The 17806-nt window shown below is 59.9% G+C and carries 15 protein-coding genes; 7 read left to right on the forward strand and 8 right to left on the reverse strand.

Going from position 1 to position 17806, the window contains the following annotated elements; genetic code table 11:
- The first annotated feature begins 24 nt into the window (after nt 1–24).
- The 3 genes from ACFSKT_RS10775 to ACFSKT_RS10785 all read left to right on the forward strand — a co-directional run bounded on the left by ACFSKT_RS10775 (nt 25) and on the right by ACFSKT_RS10785 (nt 4338).
- The gene (locus ACFSKT_RS10775) at nt 25–2082 is read left to right on the forward strand and encodes a serine hydrolase (protein WP_377722736.1); all 2058 of its coding nucleotides are present in this window, start codon (nt 25–27) and stop codon (nt 2080–2082) included.
- A gap of 299 nt (nt 2083–2381) precedes the next feature.
- Entirely contained in the window at nt 2382–2969 is a 588-nt protein-coding gene (locus ACFSKT_RS10780) for a TetR/AcrR family transcriptional regulator (RefSeq protein ID WP_377722737.1), read from the forward strand.
- A gap of 103 nt (nt 2970–3072) precedes the next feature.
- Nucleotides 3073–4338 carry a phytoene desaturase family protein gene (locus ACFSKT_RS10785; protein WP_377722738.1) on the forward strand — a complete coding sequence of 422 codons (1266 nt, stop codon included), beginning with the start codon at nt 3073–3075 and terminating at the stop codon, nt 4336–4338.
- Between the two features lie 89 nt (nt 4339–4427).
- On the opposite strand, the gene ACFSKT_RS10790 is transcribed toward ACFSKT_RS10785, so the two are convergent.
- Nucleotides 4428–5324, reverse strand: coding sequence for a LysR family transcriptional regulator (locus ACFSKT_RS10790; protein WP_377722739.1), 897 nt, complete (start codon nt 5322–5324; stop codon nt 4428–4430).
- A gap of 175 nt (nt 5325–5499) precedes the next feature.
- Between ACFSKT_RS10790 and ACFSKT_RS10795 the strand changes: the two genes are divergently transcribed.
- Both ACFSKT_RS10795 and ACFSKT_RS10800 read left to right on the forward strand, forming a co-directional pair.
- Nucleotides 5500–6906, forward strand: a complete 1407-nt coding sequence (locus tag ACFSKT_RS10795; protein ID WP_377722740.1) for an MFS transporter — start codon at nt 5500–5502, stop codon at nt 6904–6906.
- 17 nt (nt 6907–6923) lie between these two features.
- Nucleotides 6924–7841 (forward strand): NADP-dependent oxidoreductase, encoded by a 918-nt coding sequence (locus ACFSKT_RS10800; protein WP_377722741.1) that lies wholly within the window; start codon nt 6924–6926, stop codon nt 7839–7841.
- A 94-nt stretch (nt 7842–7935) separates the two neighbouring features.
- On the opposite strand, the gene ACFSKT_RS10805 is transcribed toward ACFSKT_RS10800, so the two are convergent.
- The 3 genes from ACFSKT_RS10805 to ACFSKT_RS10815 all read right to left on the reverse strand — a co-directional run bounded on the left by ACFSKT_RS10805 (nt 7936) and on the right by ACFSKT_RS10815 (nt 10289).
- The gene (locus tag ACFSKT_RS10805) at nt 7936–8481 is read right to left on the reverse strand and encodes a flavodoxin family protein (RefSeq protein WP_377722742.1); all 546 of its coding nucleotides are present in this window, start codon (nt 8479–8481) and stop codon (nt 7936–7938) included.
- A 129-nt stretch (nt 8482–8610) separates the two neighbouring features.
- The gene (locus ACFSKT_RS10810) at nt 8611–9258 is read right to left on the reverse strand and encodes a DUF2306 domain-containing protein (protein WP_377722743.1); all 648 of its coding nucleotides are present in this window, start codon (nt 9256–9258) and stop codon (nt 8611–8613) included.
- The gene (locus tag ACFSKT_RS10815; protein ID WP_377722744.1) at nt 9258–10289 is read right to left on the reverse strand and encodes a DJ-1/PfpI family protein; all 1032 of its coding nucleotides are present in this window, start codon (nt 10287–10289) and stop codon (nt 9258–9260) included. The genes ACFSKT_RS10810 and ACFSKT_RS10815 overlap by 1 nt, the downstream gene beginning before the upstream one ends.
- A gap of 158 nt (nt 10290–10447) precedes the next feature.
- On the opposite strand from ACFSKT_RS10815, the gene ACFSKT_RS10820 reads away from it, so the two are divergent.
- Both ACFSKT_RS10820 and ACFSKT_RS10825 read left to right on the forward strand, forming a co-directional pair.
- Entirely contained in the window at nt 10448–11173 is a 726-nt protein-coding gene (locus ACFSKT_RS10820) for a response regulator transcription factor (RefSeq protein ID WP_377722745.1), read from the forward strand.
- The gene (locus tag ACFSKT_RS10825) at nt 11170–12252 is read left to right on the forward strand and encodes a sensor histidine kinase (RefSeq protein ID WP_377722746.1); all 1083 of its coding nucleotides are present in this window, start codon (nt 11170–11172) and stop codon (nt 12250–12252) included. Before ACFSKT_RS10820 ends, ACFSKT_RS10825 begins: the two co-directional genes overlap by 4 nt.
- Before the next feature lie 75 nt (nt 12253–12327).
- Here ACFSKT_RS10825 and ACFSKT_RS10830 read toward each other — a convergent pair whose 3' ends face one another.
- From ACFSKT_RS10830 to ACFSKT_RS10845, 4 genes are all read right to left on the reverse strand, one after another.
- A complete protein-coding gene (locus tag ACFSKT_RS10830) occupies nt 12328–13026 on the reverse strand; it encodes a hypothetical protein (protein ID WP_377722747.1) in 699 nt (232 codons plus the stop codon).
- Nucleotides 13023–13475, reverse strand: coding sequence for a flavodoxin (locus ACFSKT_RS10835; RefSeq protein ID WP_377722748.1), 453 nt, complete (start codon nt 13473–13475; stop codon nt 13023–13025). The genes ACFSKT_RS10830 and ACFSKT_RS10835 overlap by 4 nt, the downstream gene beginning before the upstream one ends.
- A gap of 720 nt (nt 13476–14195) precedes the next feature.
- Nucleotides 14196–15491 carry a hypothetical protein gene (locus ACFSKT_RS10840; protein WP_377722749.1) on the reverse strand — a complete coding sequence of 432 codons (1296 nt, stop codon included), beginning with the start codon at nt 15489–15491 and terminating at the stop codon, nt 14196–14198.
- A 1002-nt stretch (nt 15492–16493) separates the two neighbouring features.
- Nucleotides 16494–17678 (reverse strand): replication initiator protein A, encoded by a 1185-nt coding sequence (locus tag ACFSKT_RS10845; RefSeq protein ID WP_377722750.1) that lies wholly within the window; start codon nt 17676–17678, stop codon nt 16494–16496.
- Between the last annotated feature and the right edge of the window lie 128 nt (nt 17679–17806).

Consider the following 17806-nt stretch of genomic DNA (forward strand, 5'->3'; position numbering starts at 1 on the left):
ACCATCTGTTAGGAGGATCCAACCATGTCCGCAACACGCCGCCGCCGTTCCGTCCGTCTGTTAACCGCCGCCCTCATCGTCACGTTATCCTTGGAAGCCGGTGCCCTGGCCGCCACGGCCGCGCCTCACGCCGCGCCTTTGGCCGCTGCCGCCAGCTCCGCCGCTGCGTCCGCGAGCCTCGGTCCGAAGGACGCCAAAGAAGTCGAGGCGTTCCTCGACGCCTTCTTCGCCCAAGAGAGCGTGAAGGCCAAAGCAAGCGGCGTCGCCGTCAGCATCGTCAAGGACGGCAAGCTGCTCGCCAGCAAAGGCTACGGCATCGCCGACAAGGCGTCGGGCACCAAGGTCGACCCGGAGAAGACCGTCTTCCGGATCGCTTCGGTGTCCAAAATCTGCACCGCGACCGCCGTCATGCAGCTAGTCGAACAAGGCAAAATATCGCTGACGGATAATATCGAGAAGCACCTCGGCGGCTACAAGGTCGTCAATCCGTTCGGCAAGCCGGTTACGATCGAGATGCTGCTCACGCATACGACCGGATTCGAGGTACGCGAGCCGACCGCGGACAATATTCTGAACGACCCGGCAGCGAAACCCCGGACGCTCGAGGAGCAGGTCAAGCTTGTCTTCCCGCCCGTCGTCCGCGAGCCCGGGACATCCTATATGTACGATAATTTCGCGTCCAGCCTGCAAGGGTATATCGTCGAGAAGGTGAGCGGCGAACCGTTCGAGACGTATATGCAGAAGCATATTTTCAAGCCGCTCGGCATGACCTCGTCCAGCTTCGTCCAGCCGAAGGAGCTGGAGGAGCGGCTCGCCTCCGCTTATGACGCCGAAGGAAAGCTGCTTCCGCTCATTTATCTGTCCCCGCGAGAAATTCCGGAGGGCAGCATGCTGTCGACCGCGTCGGACATGAGCAAGTTCATGAACGCCTTCCTGACCGGCGGCAAGGCGCCGGGCGGCACCGTCATTTTGACCCCGGCTTCCATTGCGGCCATGTCCGTCTACCGCAGCTCCATTCATAAGCAGGTGCTCGATACGACCTACGGGTTCGAGGCGCCGTCCGTGCCCGGAGGCACGAACGGTCAGCACGTCATCATCAAGGGCGGAGACCTGGACGGCTTCAGCTCGCTCGTCTGGCTGCTCCCGGATCAGAAGACCGGCGTGTTCATCACCTACAACGCGAACGGCGATATCCGCGACGACCTGTACAAGGCGTTCATGGATCGCTATTTCGCCGGCGCCAAGGATACATACGGCGTAACCGGCTTCAAGCCGCAGCCGGCCTCGGAGCTCGGCAAGTTCGAAGGCATCTACAAGGATTTGCGGGTAGGCTTGCTCCTGACGCACGTCAAGGTCGCCGGCGACGGGACGCTAGCGGTGAAGGACGCGATCGGCGGCAAGCAGACGCTGAAGCAGGTCGACGAGCTGCTCTTCCTCGACGAGAAGGGCGTGCCGATGGCGTTCAAGCTGGGGGCGGACGGACAGATCACGTATGCCAAATACAACAATTTCGGCAGCTACATGGCGAAGCTGCCGAAACCGGCGGGATTCGCGGACGTGCCGGCCGGCCATCCGTACGCGGAGCCGATTCTCGCGCTGCAGTCGCTCGGTCAGTGGGAGAACGGGACCTCCTTCGACCCGGCCGCGTCCGTCAACCGCGCCGAGTTCGTCCATGCGGTCATGAAGCGGTTCAATTTGTCCCCGTCCCCCAATGCTTCCATCTTCGCCGATACGGCCGGCAATCCGTACGAAGCCGAAATCCAAGGCGCAGCCGAGCTTGGGCTGGTCACGGGCAACAGCAGCAAGCAGTTCGAGCCGGAACGGGCGATCAAGCGCGAGGAAGCGGCGGTCATCGTCAGCCGTCTGCTCGAGCTCTCCGGCTACAAGGAGCCGGGCGATGCCGCGATCAAGCTCGCGCCGGATACCGGGAAGTGGGCCGTCGAAGCGATCCGGCGGACGATTAAGCTTGGCCTGCACGGTCCGGAGGTCACGACCCAGAACGGGGTGTATCAATTCGAGGCCAAGCGGGCGCTTAATCGTCAAGAGCTCGCGGCTCTTCTATACACCCTAATTCTGGCTTAGTCGCTTCAAGCCGGAGCCTAACAAAGTCAAAGACGCTTCCTCTGCCGCTTGCGGCGGTTCGGAAGCGTCTTTGCGCGTTTGTCCCTATATCGCGGCCGGACTGGCGACTCTCCCGCTCGGTACGGCGGACGCCGCTCCCGGGCCGGGTTCTCCCTGCGAGCCGGACCAACTCTTCTTCGCAGCCCTTCCGCGCCATGAGCTGTCCCCTTCGATGTTAAGGCTTGACGTTTCATCAAGCGCGATGTATTCTGATGTCAGTCACCACTGACAGACACCTTGGTCATAAGGAGGATTCCTGGATGGATCCCATTAAGTTGAGCAGCAGCGACAGGCTGCTGTGGGCGGCGATCGACTTAATAGCCGAGCAGGGCTACAACGGCGTTACGACCCAAGCAATCGCCGCGGCTGCGGGACTAAGCGAGAAGACGCTGTTCCGGCAGTTCGGCAGCAAGCAGAACCTGCTCGAATCAGCGCTCGACCGGTTTCATTACGGAGAGGAGATGCGTACGCTATTCGAGGAGAAGCTTGTCTGGGAGCTGGAGACGGATCTGCTTACCGTCTGCCGTACCTACCACGCGGTGATGAACCGCAACCGGAAGCTGATTCAGATCAGCATCAAGGACGAGGCGCAACTGCCGGGGTTTAAAGCGCGCTCCAGGCAGCACCCTATGCAGCTGCTGGATTTCCTCACGAATTACTTCATCGCAATGGGCGAGAAAGGCAAACTCGTTGCAACTGACCCTCGCATGCAAGCCTTTACGTTCATGATGTCCCAGTTCGGGGCGTTCCTCAATGATCTGGAAGCCGGAGACAACTACCCGGATATCGCCTTGGAGCCTTACATGAAGGCCAGCGTCCAATTGTTTGCTAGGGCTTTGACTCCCTAGCCGTTTTTTCTTCTGAATGTCAGTCACCACTGACTCCCAATCACTTGCGAGTTACTCCATTCGTCCATCACGCCGGACGAACCACATTGAGAGGATGATGATTATGAAGCGGAATGCGAACGATTACGATGTCGCAGTAATCGGCGGCGGGCTGACTGGCTTGACCGCGGCCGTGTATTTGGCCCGAGCGGGCCAATCCGTCCTGGTCCTCGAGAAGGAACGCGAGCTTGGCGGATTAGCCCGCACGGCCAATCTGAACGGAGCCCTCTTCAATCTAGGGCCGCATGCGATGTACGAAGGCGGCGCCGCGCTCTGCATCCTAGGCGAGCTCGGCTGCCTGCCGACGGGAGGGCACGCTGCGAAAGGAAGTTTGATCGGGGTTCTGCAAGGCCAGATCCTCGAGGTTCCATCCGGGTTAACACCAGAGGAAAACGAGGAGTGGAACTCCGTTATGGCTGGTCTGCGTGACATCGATACCGAGCCGATCCGCTCCACCGGCGTTCAAGCTTGGGCGGAGCAGCATATTCGCCTCGAGCGCGTTCGCCTGTTCTTCTACGCCATGTGCCGGCAGTGGTCCTATTGCGACGATATTAGCCGCCTAAGCGCCGGATACGCGATCCGGCAAGGCCAGCTGGCCGGCCAAGGCGTCCGATACGTCGAGGGCGGCTGGCAGACCGTCGTCGACCAGCTGCGTCAAGCGGCGCTCCAAGCCGGAGCTGCAATTGCTTCCGGGAGCGGCGCGGAAGAGATTCTGATCGCCGACGGGCGGGTCGAAGGCCTGAAGCTGTCGGACGGCGCCTTTATCCGCGTCTCCTCGGTCATCGCCGCCGCAGGAATCCGCGAAGCGTGCCGTCTCGTGAAGGACTTCGAACAGATGTCGCTTGGTAGGTGGCTATCGGCCTCCAGCCCGCTGTACGCCGCTTGCTTGGACGTCGCGCTCAGGCGCGTGCCACGTCCGGAGCGCGTGTTCGCGCTCGGACTAGATGAACCCTTCTACTTCTCTAAGCATTCGGGTCCCGTCTCCTTAAGCGACAACGGCGCTCAGGTCATGCATGCGATGCGCTATAACAACGGGGACGGCGCGCGGGATGCCGTATGCGACAAACTAGCCTTAACCCGGCTTATGGATCTGCTGCAGCCCGGCTGGGAGCGCGAAGTCGTCGCGATTCGCTATTCGCCGAACATCCTCGTCGCCCATGATGCGCGCACGGCAATCCATAACGGAGCCGGCCCCGCTCCCGATCACACGGTTCCGGAGGTAGCCGGCTTGTACGTCGCTGGCGACTGGGTCGGTCCGGAGGGACGACTCGCCGACGCGGGAATGGCAAGCGCCAAGCGCGCCGCCCAGGCGGCAATCGCTAGATTGTAGACTGACCTCGCACCCCATTCATCTCGCACGAAAAAAAGAGCTCTCCCGCAAGGAAAGCTCCGAATCGCTTTTATCCACTTGGCTTGCGTTCACCCGCTTGCACTCGCAACCGACTTCTCTTCATTGGCAAAATACGCCACGACGAAATCTCTGAACTCGCGGGCCGCCTTGGACAGATAACGCTTATCGTTCCAGATGAAGCGGAAGTGGCGCTGGCACGCGGGCGATTCGATGGCAAGCAGGTTCAGCCGGGTCTGCGCGCCGCCGCAATTGCCGACCAGCGCCACGCCGAGTCCCGCGGCGACGAGCTTGGCGATCGATGCCGCTTCGTCAACCCGGCAGACGAAGTTCGGCGTGAAGCCGGCCTCGCGGAAGAACGCGTCGTTCATCTGCTGAAAATGGAATCCTTCCTTGTACCCGATGAAGGGCTCGTCGGCCGCTTCGCTTAAGCGCGCGCTTCGACGGCCAGCCAGCCGATGGCCGGGGGGCACGGCCAAGTAGACGTCCTCGCGCAGGACGGATACCGCGCTATAATGCGTGCGCTCTATCGGCATCGGGGTAAAGCAAAGATCGACCTCGCCGGCTTCCATCAGCTGCGTCATCTCGCACATGGCCCCTTGCGTAATCCGAAAGTTCACCTGCGGATGACGGGCGACGAAAGCGTTGAGCGGGTCCGACAGCCGATCCAGCGTCGGAGTCGCCAGATGGATGCTGCCGTGCTCCAGACCTGCCAGGTCCGCGACTTCCTGCTGCCCCTCTTCCAGCAGGAGGAGAGCGGCCTCCACTTTCGACAAGAAAGCTTTGCCGAAGGCATTAAGCCGGATTTGCCGGCCTTCCCGATCGAAGAGCGGCACGCCGACGTCCTTCTCAAGGCGAGCGATCGTCTTGCTGAGCGCAGGCTGCGCCACCCGCAATTGCTGCGCCGCCTTGGTCATATGTTCCAGCCTCGCCACCGTGCGAAAATATTGCAGCTGCAGCAGCTCCATGCCGACCCTCCTTATATACTCAACGGAATGAATGATATGAAGTAAGATGTATTTTTCATTATCAATTATCGGCTATACAATCAGGGTATGCAAGCGGGAGCCAAACTTCCCGTGAAGAAGCTCCTGCTCGGGCAGCAGGCCATACAGACGCATGCAACAGAAAGGGAGATGCGCCGTGAACCAAGGAGAAACCAATCCGAACAAGACGCGGCAGCCGGGCGAACGCTTGCTGCGCGTGCTCGCCTTCACGCTCGTCATCTCCGTCATGAGCGCGACGATGTTCAATATCGTCCTGCCCGACATCCGCGAGGAATTCGGCCTCACGCTCGCCCAAGTCAGCTGGGTGACGTCGGCCTTCCTGCTCATCTATGCGGTCGGAACCGTCATCTACGGAAAACTGGCCGATATTTATCCGCTCAAAAATCTGCTGACGTTCGGTCTCCTCTTCTTCGCGTTCGGATCGATCGTCGGTCTGGCCGCCCAAGCATATTGGATGGTGCTGCTCGGCCGAATCCTGCAAGCGGCGGGCGCCGCGGTCATCCCGGCCACGGCCGGCATCATTCCGGTCCGGTATTTCCCGCCCGAGCGCAGAGGCCAGGCGATCGGCATCGCGATGACGGGTCTGGCGATCGGCGGCGCGATCGGGCCGGTCGCGGCGTCGCTGCTCGCAAGCGCGGTGCATTGGCGGTGGCTATTCTGCATGCCGCTCCTCACCCTGCTAACCCTGCCCTACTACCGCCGCTACTTGGACGACGCCCGCGGGCGCGCCCCCGCCATGGATTGGGTAGGCGCCGGCCTGATCGCCGGCGCCGCTTCGCTGCTGCTCCTGGCGATCACCAACGCGGCATGGCTGCCCGCGGCCGGCTGCATTCTGCTGCTCGTTCTGTTCATCGCCCAGATCCGCTCGGCGGCCAGCCCCTTTATCCGTCCAGAGCTGCTGCGTAATAAGAGCTTCACGCTCGTGCTCATCATGGCCAGCTTGACGTCCGGCATCGGATACTCGCTCGCCTTCTTAAGTCCCCAGCTGCTGGGCGGCGTCCATCAGCTGGACACGAGCATGATCGGCTTCGCGATGTTCCCGGCCGCGGCGGCGACCGCCCTGCTCGGACGCAAAGCAGGCCGACTGGCGGATGCCAAAGGGAATGCGGCGCTCTTCTATACCGCCTCCGCTCTGCTGCTGGTCTGCTTCCTGCTGCTGTCCGCCTTGGCAGCCCGTTCGTCCCTCTATGTGGCCCTCCTCCTGATTCTCGGCAATGTCGGCCAGTCGTTCCTTATGATCGCGATGTCGAATACGATCTCAAGGACGCTGCCGCCGGAGCAGACCGGCGTCGGGATGGGGCTGCTCTCCATGCTGAACTTTATCTCCGGGGCCGTAGCCGCAAGTCTGTACGGCGCGGCCGTCGACCGCGGCGCAGGCTTCGCTTGGAACGGCATTCCGGCGGATCCGGCCGCGAACGTGTTCAGCAACATTTATTTCCTTCTGGCCGTGCTGCATCTGCTTATCCTGGCCTTTTATGACGTGCAATTCGGCAGAGCCGAGCGCAAGCGCAAGGCGGCATCGCGCCGCGCCATGATTCGATAACCAAGGAGGACGATCATATGAAAGCAGCGGCAATTACTGCATTCGGCGGACCGGAGGTGATGCGCCTGATCGACGCGCCCGAGCCCCAAGCGGGTCCGGGACAGGTGCGGGTGCGCGTTAAAGCAGCCGGCGTGCAGCATTACGATTGCGCGGTACGCGGCGGCTGGACGCCGGCCTACGGGCTGACGGTCCGGCTGCCCCAAATTCCGGGCAACGAATTCGCCGGCATCGTCGACCAAGTCGGCGAGGGCGTCACGGCATTCGCCATCGGCAGCGAGGTGCTCGGCTTCAATCTGCTGAACTGCTACGCCCAATACGTGGTCGTCGGCGTCGATCAGATCGTCGACAAGCCGACGTCGATGACATGGGAGGAAGCCGGCGGACTGACCGGCAACGGCCAAGGCGCGCACATCGCGCTGCAGGCGATCGGCGTCAAGCCCGGCGATACCGTGCTGATCAACGGCGCGGCCGGCTCGCTCGGCGCGTTCGCCGTGCAGCTTGCCAAGGAGTGGGGCGCCAAGACCGTCATCGGCACGGCCAGCTTGCGCAACCATGACTATCTGCGGTCGCTGGGCGCTGTCCCGCTCACGTACGAGGCCGGTCTCGCCGAACGAATCCGGGCCATCGCGCCGGACGGCGTTCAGGCGGCGTTCGATACGGCCGGGGGGGAAGGATTGGAAGCGGCGGTCGCGCTCGTGCCGGATAAGAATCGCGTCTGCACCTTCTTCGCCTACGACCGGATCGAGGAGCTCGGCCTTCGCGTCGTCCGGGGCGAACGTTCCGCGGCCCGCCTGGCGGAGCTGGCCGAACTGCACACCCAAGGCAAGCTGCGCATCGAGATTCGGGAGGCGTTCCCGCTCGAGCGCTCGGCGGACGCGCACCGGTTAATCGAAACCCGCCACGGACGCGGCAAAATCGTGCTCACGATCGATTAAGCATGCCACGTTGGGTCCACCATCCGTTAAATGCCTATAATTAAAAAAACGGCGCCGCAAGCATTCCTGCCTGCGGCGCCGTCGTTCGTCAGCTTCATTGCGCCTTTAATTGCTCATGCAGCAGCTCCGCCTTGCGCATCGCTTCCCGATCCTGCGCGATATCGCCCGGCTGGTTGCCTTCGCCGAGAATATACCCGCCGTACGTCGTGCCGAAGAAGCCGAAGATATGCTGGAACTGCAGCACGAGCGGCAGTCCCTTCAACAAAGGCTGGTCGCCCCCCACGGCGATCACGTACGCGGTCTTCGCCTTCATCTGCTCCCGGAAGTCCGGCCGATTCGCATCCCGCAGCGTTTGGGACCAGCGGTCGACGAAGTTTTTCATCGGACCCGACATGCCGTACCAGTAGATCGGCGTCGCGAACAGCAGGATATCATGCCGCAGCACGCGGTCGATGATCGCGTTATAATCGTCGCCCCGATCACGGAAGCCTTCTTCGCTGTGCCGATGATCCTCGATGGCCCGAATATCGTAGTCCTTCAAATAAATGCGCTCGGCCTCCAAGCCATTCAAGACCTGCTCGGCCAGCTGCTCCGTGTTGCCATTGGCGCGCGTTCCCCCGTAAATAACGGCAATACTCATTTGTCTGCACCCTTTCCTGCCGCCAGCCCTCAATCCCGCTTCGCAGCCGTCTATTCGCGATTGCCCGCGAGTCGGCTCTATTATATAACGGTCCTCGGGATTCGCAAAATCGAATATGCCGATGACGAACTACCCGCTCTTGGTTCCCGCTCCTGCTCGAATGAGCAGCTCCGGCGCCGCCAGCACGAGCGCGATCGCCCCGTACACGGCGATCGTATAACTCTCCGCGTAAGCGATACCGATGATATCGTGAAGCACGAAAGCCAACAGATGAATCAGCATGTTCGTGAAGCAGAAGGCATAGCTGCGCAGCATCCACTGCCGATGCCGGTCTGCCCGCCTCTTGAAAATATAAACGAGCGCCGTCGTCGTCGCGATCAGCCACAACATATTGAGCAGATTAAAGCCCATGCTGCTAACTTTCCCGCCGTTTGCATAGGGAGCCATGTAGCCGGAGGTCAGCACCACGATAAGCACGGATGACACATACAACCAGCCGTTCGCGCGGTGAAAATGGCGGTGAAGGACATAGCTCCACGACGAAAAGTTCGCCAGCCCCGAAGCCATGGCCAAGCAGGCGAATCCGACGTGCACATACATGACCTTCAGCCAAATCCGTAGTTTCAGCTCGCGCCCCAGATCCGTTTTATACCCGAGGAACGTCTCCGCGCCAGGATCGATCACGTAATTGTTCAGTACGACGTACAGGATATAGAGGAGAACGACGCCGGCGATGAGCAAGTAGACCCTTCGGCGCCGCTCCGGCCGTACGGGCATCAATAGACCCGCCTTCCCGACAATTTGGATGCCGGCAGCACGCCCGCCTTCGCCGTGCCGGTCATCTGATCGCCGTCGACGCGCGCCTCGAACGCCAGGTTGAGCCGCATCGGCTTCGCGATGCGCAGCGACCATCGGAGCGTCCCGCCGTCCAGCACCGGATCGATAAATTCGCTCCGCTCCTCGCCTTGCGTCGCCGTGCCGCGTACGAGCCCCCCTTCCGTCTCGATGCGGAAGAGGACGGCCATCTTGCCGACCGGCGTGGCGATCGTCACCTCCCAATCTCCGTCGAAAACCGATTCCTCGCCGCTGACGCGCGCTCCGACAACCGGCGGAGCCTCGTGGACGCGGACCGCGCCCGCTGCCGCGGCGTCCTCCGCGACGCTTGCCTTCGGCGTGATACCGCCGCTCTTCCATGCCGTGCCTCTGCGCTCGTACTCGAACAGCTGCTCCACCGCCAGCGCGACGCTCGGTCCCAGCTCCCGCTCGACCAAGTAGATCGCGACGTCCAGTCCCGAGGTGACCCCGCCGCCGCTGACGAAGCTGCCGTCATCGACGATTCGTGCTTGGATCGGCACCGCCCCAGTCGCGCCCAGCACTTCCATGCCCATGTGATGCGTGACCGCCGGCCGCCCTTCCAGCAGCCCGCCCATCGCCAGCAGCAGCGAGCCGCCGCAGACGGTCGCCACGGTGATGGCCGAATTGCCGAGCGCTTGCTTCACCATCCCGGTCAGTTCCGTCTCGGCCGCCCGGGCGAGGATGGCGGGAATGGCCTCCGGACCGCTCCCCGCAAGCTCGCCCGATGCGCCGGGAACGAGCACGATGCCCGGCCGGGCAGGATCGAGTTGGCCGCGCGCTTCCAATTGGGTGCCGCCCACGCCGCTCGTTACCGCTCTCGCGCCTTCCGCCGTGACGAATTCAGCTTGAACCGCGCCCTTCGCATACATCCCCGCCGCGCAAAAAACTTCATAAGGCGCGATGGCATCCAGCAGGTCGAAGCCGTCAAAGAGCACGATTTGTACCGTCAACATATTCCATTCCTCCACTCCATTTGCTTGCGATGGGTACCAGCATACCAGCCCAACATCACGAACAACGCGCCCAAAAGGTCACAAATTCATCAACAAGCGATCACGATTCGCGCGAAGCCGCTTTTTACCGCCTCGGGAATGGTACACTGGGAGAGAAAATGACGAATACGGAACATAAAGGCGGGATGGGCGTGAATGAACGGCCTACGGTGCTGATCGTGGATGATGATCCGAGCATCGTTGACATATTGAAGGATTTCCTGGAGTACGACCACTATCGGGCGGTGACGGCGAACGACGCGCAGGAGGCGTGGGACGCGTTCCGGGATAACGAGGTACGGTGCATCATCTTGGATATCATGATGCCGGGGCAGAACGGCTTCGACTTCTGCCGGCGCATACGCGAGACGAGCGACGTCCCCATTCTGTTCTTGAGCGCCAGGAGCGACGACGTGGACAAAATCCGCGGCCTCACGCTCGGCGGCGACGATTATATCGTCAAGTCCGCTTCGCCCGGCGAGATCGTCGCGCGCGTGAAGGCGGTGCTGCGGCGGGCAGGCGCAGCGCAAGGGAGCACCGCGGAGAGAACGCTCGACTACGGCCACCTGAAGCTCGACCTGAATTCGCGGGAGGTGTTCGCCGGGGGCCGAATCGTCTCGTTGACGCCGAAAGAATACGACCTGCTGCGCCTGTTCGCCGAGCATCCGAAACAGGTGTTCACCTACGACCAGCTGCTCGCGAAGTTCTGGGACGGCGTCGGAGATAAGCATACGATTCGCGTCCATATGGGCCGGCTTCGCGAGAAGATCGAGCCTAATCCGGAGCAGCCGCGCTTCATTGCCAACGTCTGGGGCGTCGGCTACCGCTTCGAGGCGGCGCCATGAGAAGGCTTCGCATTCGCGCTTATGCGCTGCTCAGTCTGCTGCTGCTGCTCACGCTGCCTTGGATGTTCTTCGTCGTCGCGCTGCTATTGACGACCCAATCGCTGCAGCTTGGCGCGAACCGGCAGCATTCGTATATGATCGTAATCCCGCATTTCGCCGCGTTCGCGGGACTGCTGCTTGCCTTCTTCCTGGTCGGCGTCCGTCTGCGGCGGCTTCTGCTCGCCCCCTTGGAGAAGCTGAGCGCCGCCTCTCGCCAGATCGCCGAGGGCGATTGGGACGTCCGTCTACCGCCGTCGGCCATTCGGGAGATCGCCGACGTGCAGGCCGGCTTCGAGGCGATGGCGAGCGGCCTTGCGGCCTCGCACCGGAAGCAGGCGGAGCTTGAGGAGCAGCGCCTGTTCGTCATCGCGGCCGTCGCCCATGACCTGCGCACGCCGCTCTTCGCGCTGCGCGGCTACTTGGACGGACTGGAGCAGGGCATCGCGCGCACGCCGGAGCAAGCCGCCAAATACGTCGCCGTCTGCAAAGCAAAGTCGGCGCAGCTGGACCGGCTCGTCGAAGATCTGTTCGCCTTCGCGAAGCTGGACGTGACGGACGAGGCGACCGCGGACACCTTCCGGGTCGCCGACCTTCGCGCCATCGTGCGGCAATCGATCGACACCGTACTCCCCCATGCGGGCGAGAGGCGAATCGAGATCGCCGCCGCTTGCGGCGACGCGCAGATGCTAGCGGTACGCGCGGATGCTCATTTGCTCGAACGCGCCATGGTCAATCTGCTGGACAACGCGGTGCGGCATACGCCCGCGCAGGGGCGAATCGAGGTTCGCTGCCGCCGGGAGGGCGACCGCGTCCTCTTCGCCGTGCGCGATAGCGGCGACGGCTTCGCGGCTGAGGAGCTGCCGCGCGTCTTCGAGCCGCTCTATCGGGGCGAACATTCGCGGAACCGCGCGACCGGGGGCACCGGATTGGGACTTACGATCGCCCGGCGCATCGTCGCCAGGCACGGCGGCGAGCTTGCCGCCGGCAACGATCCGGACGGGGGCGCGATCGTGACGGGCTGGCTTCCCGCCGCGGATTAGTCTATCCGCTGAACGCCAACAACCGAGGATGCCGAACACGGCCCCTCGGTTGTTGGTGTTGTGTGTTATTGGAAGCTAATGCGCGATTCCGTCGGGCGCCGCGAGCATGCTCTTGATGACCTGCAAATAGTCAACCGACGTCTGCCAATCGGCCTCGTCGGGCCGCCATTGATAGACGTTGCCCGTCAGCAGCGACACCGCCTCGATCCGGGATGGCATCACGCCGTACAACGCCCGGAAATACACGGTCGTCATGTGCGCGTACAGCTCGAGCGCCTCCGGCGATTCGTCCACGATCAGCTTATGGACGGCCATGCCGCCTTGATCGGTCTCCTCCTGCAGCACGAGGTGGAACGTCTGCTTGACCTCCATGTCCAGCTCCGGCAAGTAGTGGACGAACGTCTCGAACAGCACGATCGGCACGGCGCCCGCGAGCCGCTCTACATAGTCGCTCATGCGGCCGACGACCGCCTCCCGGGTCAGCAAATAATGCTCGGGCGAATGAAAACGTTCGTACCTCCTGTTCCATCTGCGAATGACCGCCATCTCCAGCTGCGCGTCGCGACCCGTCCGGCTGCCGCCGCTAAGCACGTCGTACAAGCAGGCGCACGCCGACTCGAGCACGAGCTGCTTCCAAGGCTTGCCGGCAGTGAATCGGCTGCCGGACGCCGGGCGGCGCTCCCCGCGCAGCATCCGCTCCATGGCATCGTCCTCCAGGCGGACGAGCGGATCCATCGCTTGAAGGTCGCCGCTTCGGAATTCATCCTGCTTCATGTGGCGACCGACAGGAGTCCGGCCAGCAGCTTGCCGATCTCGGACGCCCGCTCCTTCTCGCCGGAGGAAGCGCCGTATTCGAATTTCAAGCTCTCGCACACGACTTCCGCGCCAAGCTCCTTCAGCTTGTTCTCGATCGTATCGACCGCCCCGCAATAAATGGGGTACGACGTATCGCCGGAGCCGAACACCGCCGCCTTCTTGCCCGTCAAATCCAAGCCTGCCATCCCGTCGTAGAAATCGAGGAACTCGTCGGGCAGCTCCCCGTCGCCCCATGTATAGGCGCCGATGATGATGCCGTCGTATTGCAGCAGCTCTTCCGCGTTCGCATCGAAGGCTTCCTTCAGCACCGTATCGGCGCCGGCTTCCCGAGCGGCCGCGGCGATCACTTCCGCTGCTTCTTCCGTATTGCCGGTCAGACTTGCATATACAACTAAAATCGAGGACATTGCGTAACCTCCATGCATTTGTTGATAATGATTCTCATTATCATAAATGATATTCAGGTTTCCGGCATTTGTCAACCGACGAGTTCCGTGGGCAAAATACGCTATTGGATTCCCTGATGTATGCGACTCAGATAAGCGGTTCGTTTGGGCGGATCAACGCGGAATCGTTCTTAGAAGATTAATCCCGTAATCAGGGTAAGCCATGCGCTCGCGATGATGATATTTATCTTTTAAAGAAGAGTATCTTTTAAAATCATTATCTTTTAGGGCTGCCGCTTTTCCGTTGAAACCCTTGATATATAAGGCTTTGCCGCGAGTCTAGCGCTATTTTTTCAGCCCTCGCGATCGATCGGGTCAATTTTGCAGACAAGCCGTACCATTGGTTAAAGAAACAGACAAAGGCTACCTCATGCGACATGCTCGCGCGGCTGTTCCGGATGAGCATCGGTTAACCACCGTTTTTATCCCCAGTTCACAGGCTGCGTCTGAAATGTTAACGATCCACGGAATAGCCGGGTTAAAACATGACGCTAACGTCTGTATTTATAACCATTGTTGAAAATCCTTGCGCATTCGAGGGCTGTCATTCTCATCCCCGATGCGCGCAAATACCCCTATCCCGCCTCCTGATTTCGCGGCCCACCGCGCTTCCTTCCTCGCGAACCAACGCCAAATAGCCCCGCGCTACTGCAGGGGCTAAGATGGGATGAGGCTGCTCGATTAAGTTGTCGCGAAGTTCTCGATCAGGAAGTCCTCCAGATAGAAGCCTTCTCCCCCTGCCCCGCCAAGCGTCGGTGCTTGTCCGTGCAGCATAGGAAGCGCCCGGCGGCAGATCGCCGCGAAGCGCTTGAGCGAGAAATACGTCCGGACCGCCCGGTAGAACTGAACGGGACGGGCCAGTCCGAATTCATCCGTCTCGTCGCAGACGATGAACGGATAGATGCCCGTGCTCTTGGCGAGCTCCATGAACTGCACGAACTCGCGGTCCGCCAGCTCTGATTGCAGGACGAGGATCGGGTCGGCTGTAAGCAGCGGATCGCGCCGCATCATCTCCTGGAGCCGGCGCGCGGCGAAACGGAGCTTTTTCAGTCCGCTATTATGAAGCAGCTGCGCGAGCCGCAGGAAGGTTTGCCCATGCTCCATAAATTCGAAATCGCCGATATTGAAGCTATGCAGCAGCATGCGAAGGCGACCTACCGTTCTCGAGTACGGCACCTTGGCTTTCGGAATCGAGCGGTAATGCCGGCCTGCCTCATGACGCGCCAGATAGACCGGGTTCGGCACGCAGCGCAAAGACCACCGTCCCAAAGCATCCTTGTCGACGGAAGCTTCGCTCAGCAGCGTCTCGCCCGCGATCGGCTCGAGCGCGGCAAGCGAACGAAGCAGCTCGCGCACCTGAGCCGGACGGGATTTGTGCGTGAGCGTATAGAGCCAGCAATCCTCGCCGAGGAATTCCTTGAATTCGGTATTTATTTTCTGACCATTCCGGCTCATGACGTAGAGGTATAGCTTTTGGGCGGCGAGGGGCAAATCCGTGAACGCTTTCGTGAACACGACCGGATTGAACAGCACGAAGCGACCCGTGCCCTTCTTAAACGATTCGACGCGCCATTGCGAGATGATGCCGCTGCGGTTCGTCGAGATCAGCTTCAGCTCGATGAATTTGCGTACTTCCGCATAGAACTGCTCCTTGGAGCCAGCATCCTCGTATTCTTCGTTCATCAAGCGGTAGAGACGGTGGATGGATACGCCAATAAGCGATCCTTCCGTATTGAAGCGGCGGAAGATCGTCATCATTAAACGGAGGGACATCTCGGTGACATGGAACTTCCGCACCGGATGGCTGTTGCGGCGGAACAAGACGACTTCATCCTCGTGATAGGAGCGCTCGATCTGGAAGAGAGCCTGCAGGAAAGAATAATCGACCGCAACCGGGTAGGTGGCGCCTTCGTTCTTGTTGTTCAAGATCATGTAGTTATAGGTTTGCGTACCCTTCGGCTGCTGCTTTTTACTCATCCTGCGTCTGCTGCCTCCTTCCCTCGGTGTCGTGTCAAAACTAGCGTGCAATCATATTTACGCCAAGCTATTCGGGCGGTATAATAGAGGGCAGACCATAAAAATGGCAAAGCGAAAGCAGACCTTTTTGATCGCGTTTTTTCGCGAAAAAAGGACGTCTGACGAATGCATGGTAGAATTGTATTCACCATTGCTTCAATCCGTTGGCGCGGATTCGAAGCCATCTTATGTATCGCATCTGCATCTATTCGCCGCTTCCGGTTGGCGCCGGAGCAGCTCGCGCAAAGTTTGGCGACTTTGCGTTCTTATCCCCCGCGGGCAGCGGGGGTTTTTCTTTTTCTACCGTATGTAACGCGCCTCGCCGCTCAAGACGGCGCCGGCCGGTTCATCTTATGTAAGCAAGACAACATGTCTCGCCTTGCGCTCATCACAAAACAGGTGACTCAGGTCGCCTAGTTTCGACAATATCATTACGACGAATCGGCGGTCAATCGTAATGCAGAGGAGGTTTGTTCGTAATGCAAAGGAGGTTGCCGGCCGTAAAACAGGGCTTTTCGCCTATGCGAAACTTATTTTCGTAATACAGAGGAGTTTCATTCGTAATGCAGAGGGGTTTCGTAGCAGAAAGGATGATCGCTCGTAACAAAGAGGAGTTTGGCTCGTAACGCAGAGGCGTTTCGTAATACAGAGGCGTTTGGTTCGTAATCGAGAGGAGCGAAATCGCGAAAAAAAATTTTGGGGCACCCGAACATGAATTCCCCTAATTTCGTAATGCAGAGGCGTTGTATTCGTAACGCAGAGGAGTTTCGTAATACAGAGGCGTTATGTTCGTAATGTAGAGGAGTTTCGTAATACAGAGGCGTTTTCTTCGTAATGCAGAGGCGTTTCGTAACACAGAGGTGTTTTTGTTCGTAATGCAGAGGAGTTTCGTAATACAGAGGCGTTTTCTTCGTAATGCAGAGGCGTTTACGATCGCATTCGCTGCGTACGAAAAACGCCGATCTAAATATAGATCGGCGCGTTGGCATTGTCGATGAGCAGCTGTTCGTCATAGCTGTTCGCTTGAAGCAGCCAGTCGCTCGGTTGAAAAATGATTTTAACCGGGGTCCGGCCGTTTTTCAAAATCGTGAAGCTTTGAATAACGTCGAAGTTCTGCAGCTCCTCGAACGATGCTTTGAGCAGCGAGTAGGCTTTGGACTTCTCGTTCGAATTGATGCCCAAGTGGCCGATCAGCGGCTCGACCTCCAAGATGAATTCCTTGTCCTTCGTCTTGTTGACGACGACGAGGTACAGGTTCTTCGAGGTTGGCGTAGCCAGATCGTTGAAGAGCGAGATGCTGATGGAGACGACGTTGCCGAGCAGCAGGTTTTTGAATAGATCGTCGCTCAGCTTCACGTACGCCTGATTCGAGTCCCGGTCGATCTCGACGGTCTGGAACGGATTATGAATCTTCGTTCTTCTCCGTTTCTTCGCCTCGGCATCGTAATACTCCTCCATGACGATCGACGTCTTGCCCAAGTTATCGAGGCTGTCGTGCAGCGCTTCGTATTCTCCGCCGTTAATATCGGCCTGGACGCATTTGAGCAGCTCCCGGAATTCGAAGGCGAATTCCTTGCTCTTGCCCTTCTGCTCCCACATTTTGAAGATGCCCAGCATGTTGCGCGCGTCCGAGGGCAGCAGCACCTTCCCGTTGCCGTTCTGGTAGAACAGATTGCGGAAGCCCGTCTTGCTCATCTCCAGCACGCCGTTCTCCTTGCGCTTCTTCTTCAGCGTCGCCTCGTTCGGACTGCTCGAGGAGATGAACGGATGGTCGATGAAGTTCCGCTCCACGCTATGACTCAGCTGGCGGTTCTGCTCCTGCTTCTTATGGATCGCCTTCTCGAGCATAAGGATCTGCATCTCGACCGTATCGAGCTGCTCGATCAATTCGTCGCTCGGATTTTTCTGCTCCATTCGCGTGTTCAAGAACTGGCCTGACAGATCGTTGCGCTTCTCCATCAGCTGCAGATGCACCCGCTTGAGCTCGTAGATGCGTTTGTTCAAAAGCGGCGTGCAGTATGTATCCGCCTCTACCTCCAGCTGCCCCTTGATCATCTCTTCGTCCATCGTCCGGCCCGTAAGCTGCTCGCGAATGGCCACCAGATTCGGCGCGTATTTTTCGAGTGTATTGATGATGGCTTTGCTCAAAGTTGACGTAACCCACTTTCAATCGTCGTTGTCTATCTATTGTAGTGCGAATGCGGACGTCTGACAATCGGGCATGCTTACCAGCGGGTTAAAGCTCCGAGGCAAGGTGCGACGCAAAGTTTATGGCT

Source organism: Paenibacillus xanthanilyticus (assembly GCF_042682185.1).
GTDB lineage: Bacteria > Bacillota > Bacilli > Paenibacillales > Paenibacillaceae > Paenibacillus_Z > Paenibacillus_Z xanthanilyticus.

What these genes read in the sequence shown, in the direction of transcription:
- ACFSKT_RS10780 (WP_377722737.1), top strand. Translation starts at nt 2,382, where the DNA reads ATGGATCCCATTAAGTTGAGCAGCAGCGACAGGCTGCTGTGGGCGGCG.
- ACFSKT_RS10830 (WP_377722747.1), bottom strand. Translation starts at nt 13,026, where the DNA reads ATGAAGCAGGATGAATTCCGAAGCGGCGACCTTCAAGCGATGGATCCG.
- ACFSKT_RS10785 (WP_377722738.1), top strand. Translation starts at nt 3,073, where the DNA reads ATGAAGCGGAATGCGAACGATTACGATGTCGCAGTAATCGGCGGCGGG.
- ACFSKT_RS10810 (WP_377722743.1), bottom strand. Translation starts at nt 9,258, where the DNA reads ATGCCCGTACGGCCGGAGCGGCGCCGAAGGGTCTACTTGCTCATCGCC.
- ACFSKT_RS10815 (WP_377722744.1), bottom strand. Translation starts at nt 10,289, where the DNA reads ATGTTGACGGTACAAATCGTGCTCTTTGACGGCTTCGACCTGCTGGAT.
- ACFSKT_RS10800 (WP_377722741.1), top strand. Translation starts at nt 6,924, where the DNA reads ATGAAAGCAGCGGCAATTACTGCATTCGGCGGACCGGAGGTGATGCGC.
- ACFSKT_RS10790 (WP_377722739.1), bottom strand. Translation starts at nt 5,324, where the DNA reads ATGGAGCTGCTGCAGCTGCAATATTTTCGCACGGTGGCGAGGCTGGAA.
- ACFSKT_RS10840 (WP_377722749.1), bottom strand. Translation starts at nt 15,491, where the DNA reads ATGAGTAAAAAGCAGCAGCCGAAGGGTACGCAAACCTATAACTACATG.
- ACFSKT_RS10820 (WP_377722745.1), top strand. Translation starts at nt 10,448, where the DNA reads ATGACGAATACGGAACATAAAGGCGGGATGGGCGTGAATGAACGGCCT.
- ACFSKT_RS10825 (WP_377722746.1), top strand. Translation starts at nt 11,170, where the DNA reads ATGAGAAGGCTTCGCATTCGCGCTTATGCGCTGCTCAGTCTGCTGCTG.
- ACFSKT_RS10835 (WP_377722748.1), bottom strand. Translation starts at nt 13,475, where the DNA reads ATGTCCTCGATTTTAGTTGTATATGCAAGTCTGACCGGCAATACGGAA.
- ACFSKT_RS10775 (WP_377722736.1), top strand. Translation starts at nt 25, where the DNA reads ATGTCCGCAACACGCCGCCGCCGTTCCGTCCGTCTGTTAACCGCCGCC.
- ACFSKT_RS10805 (WP_377722742.1), bottom strand. Translation starts at nt 8,481, where the DNA reads ATGAGTATTGCCGTTATTTACGGGGGAACGCGCGCCAATGGCAACACG.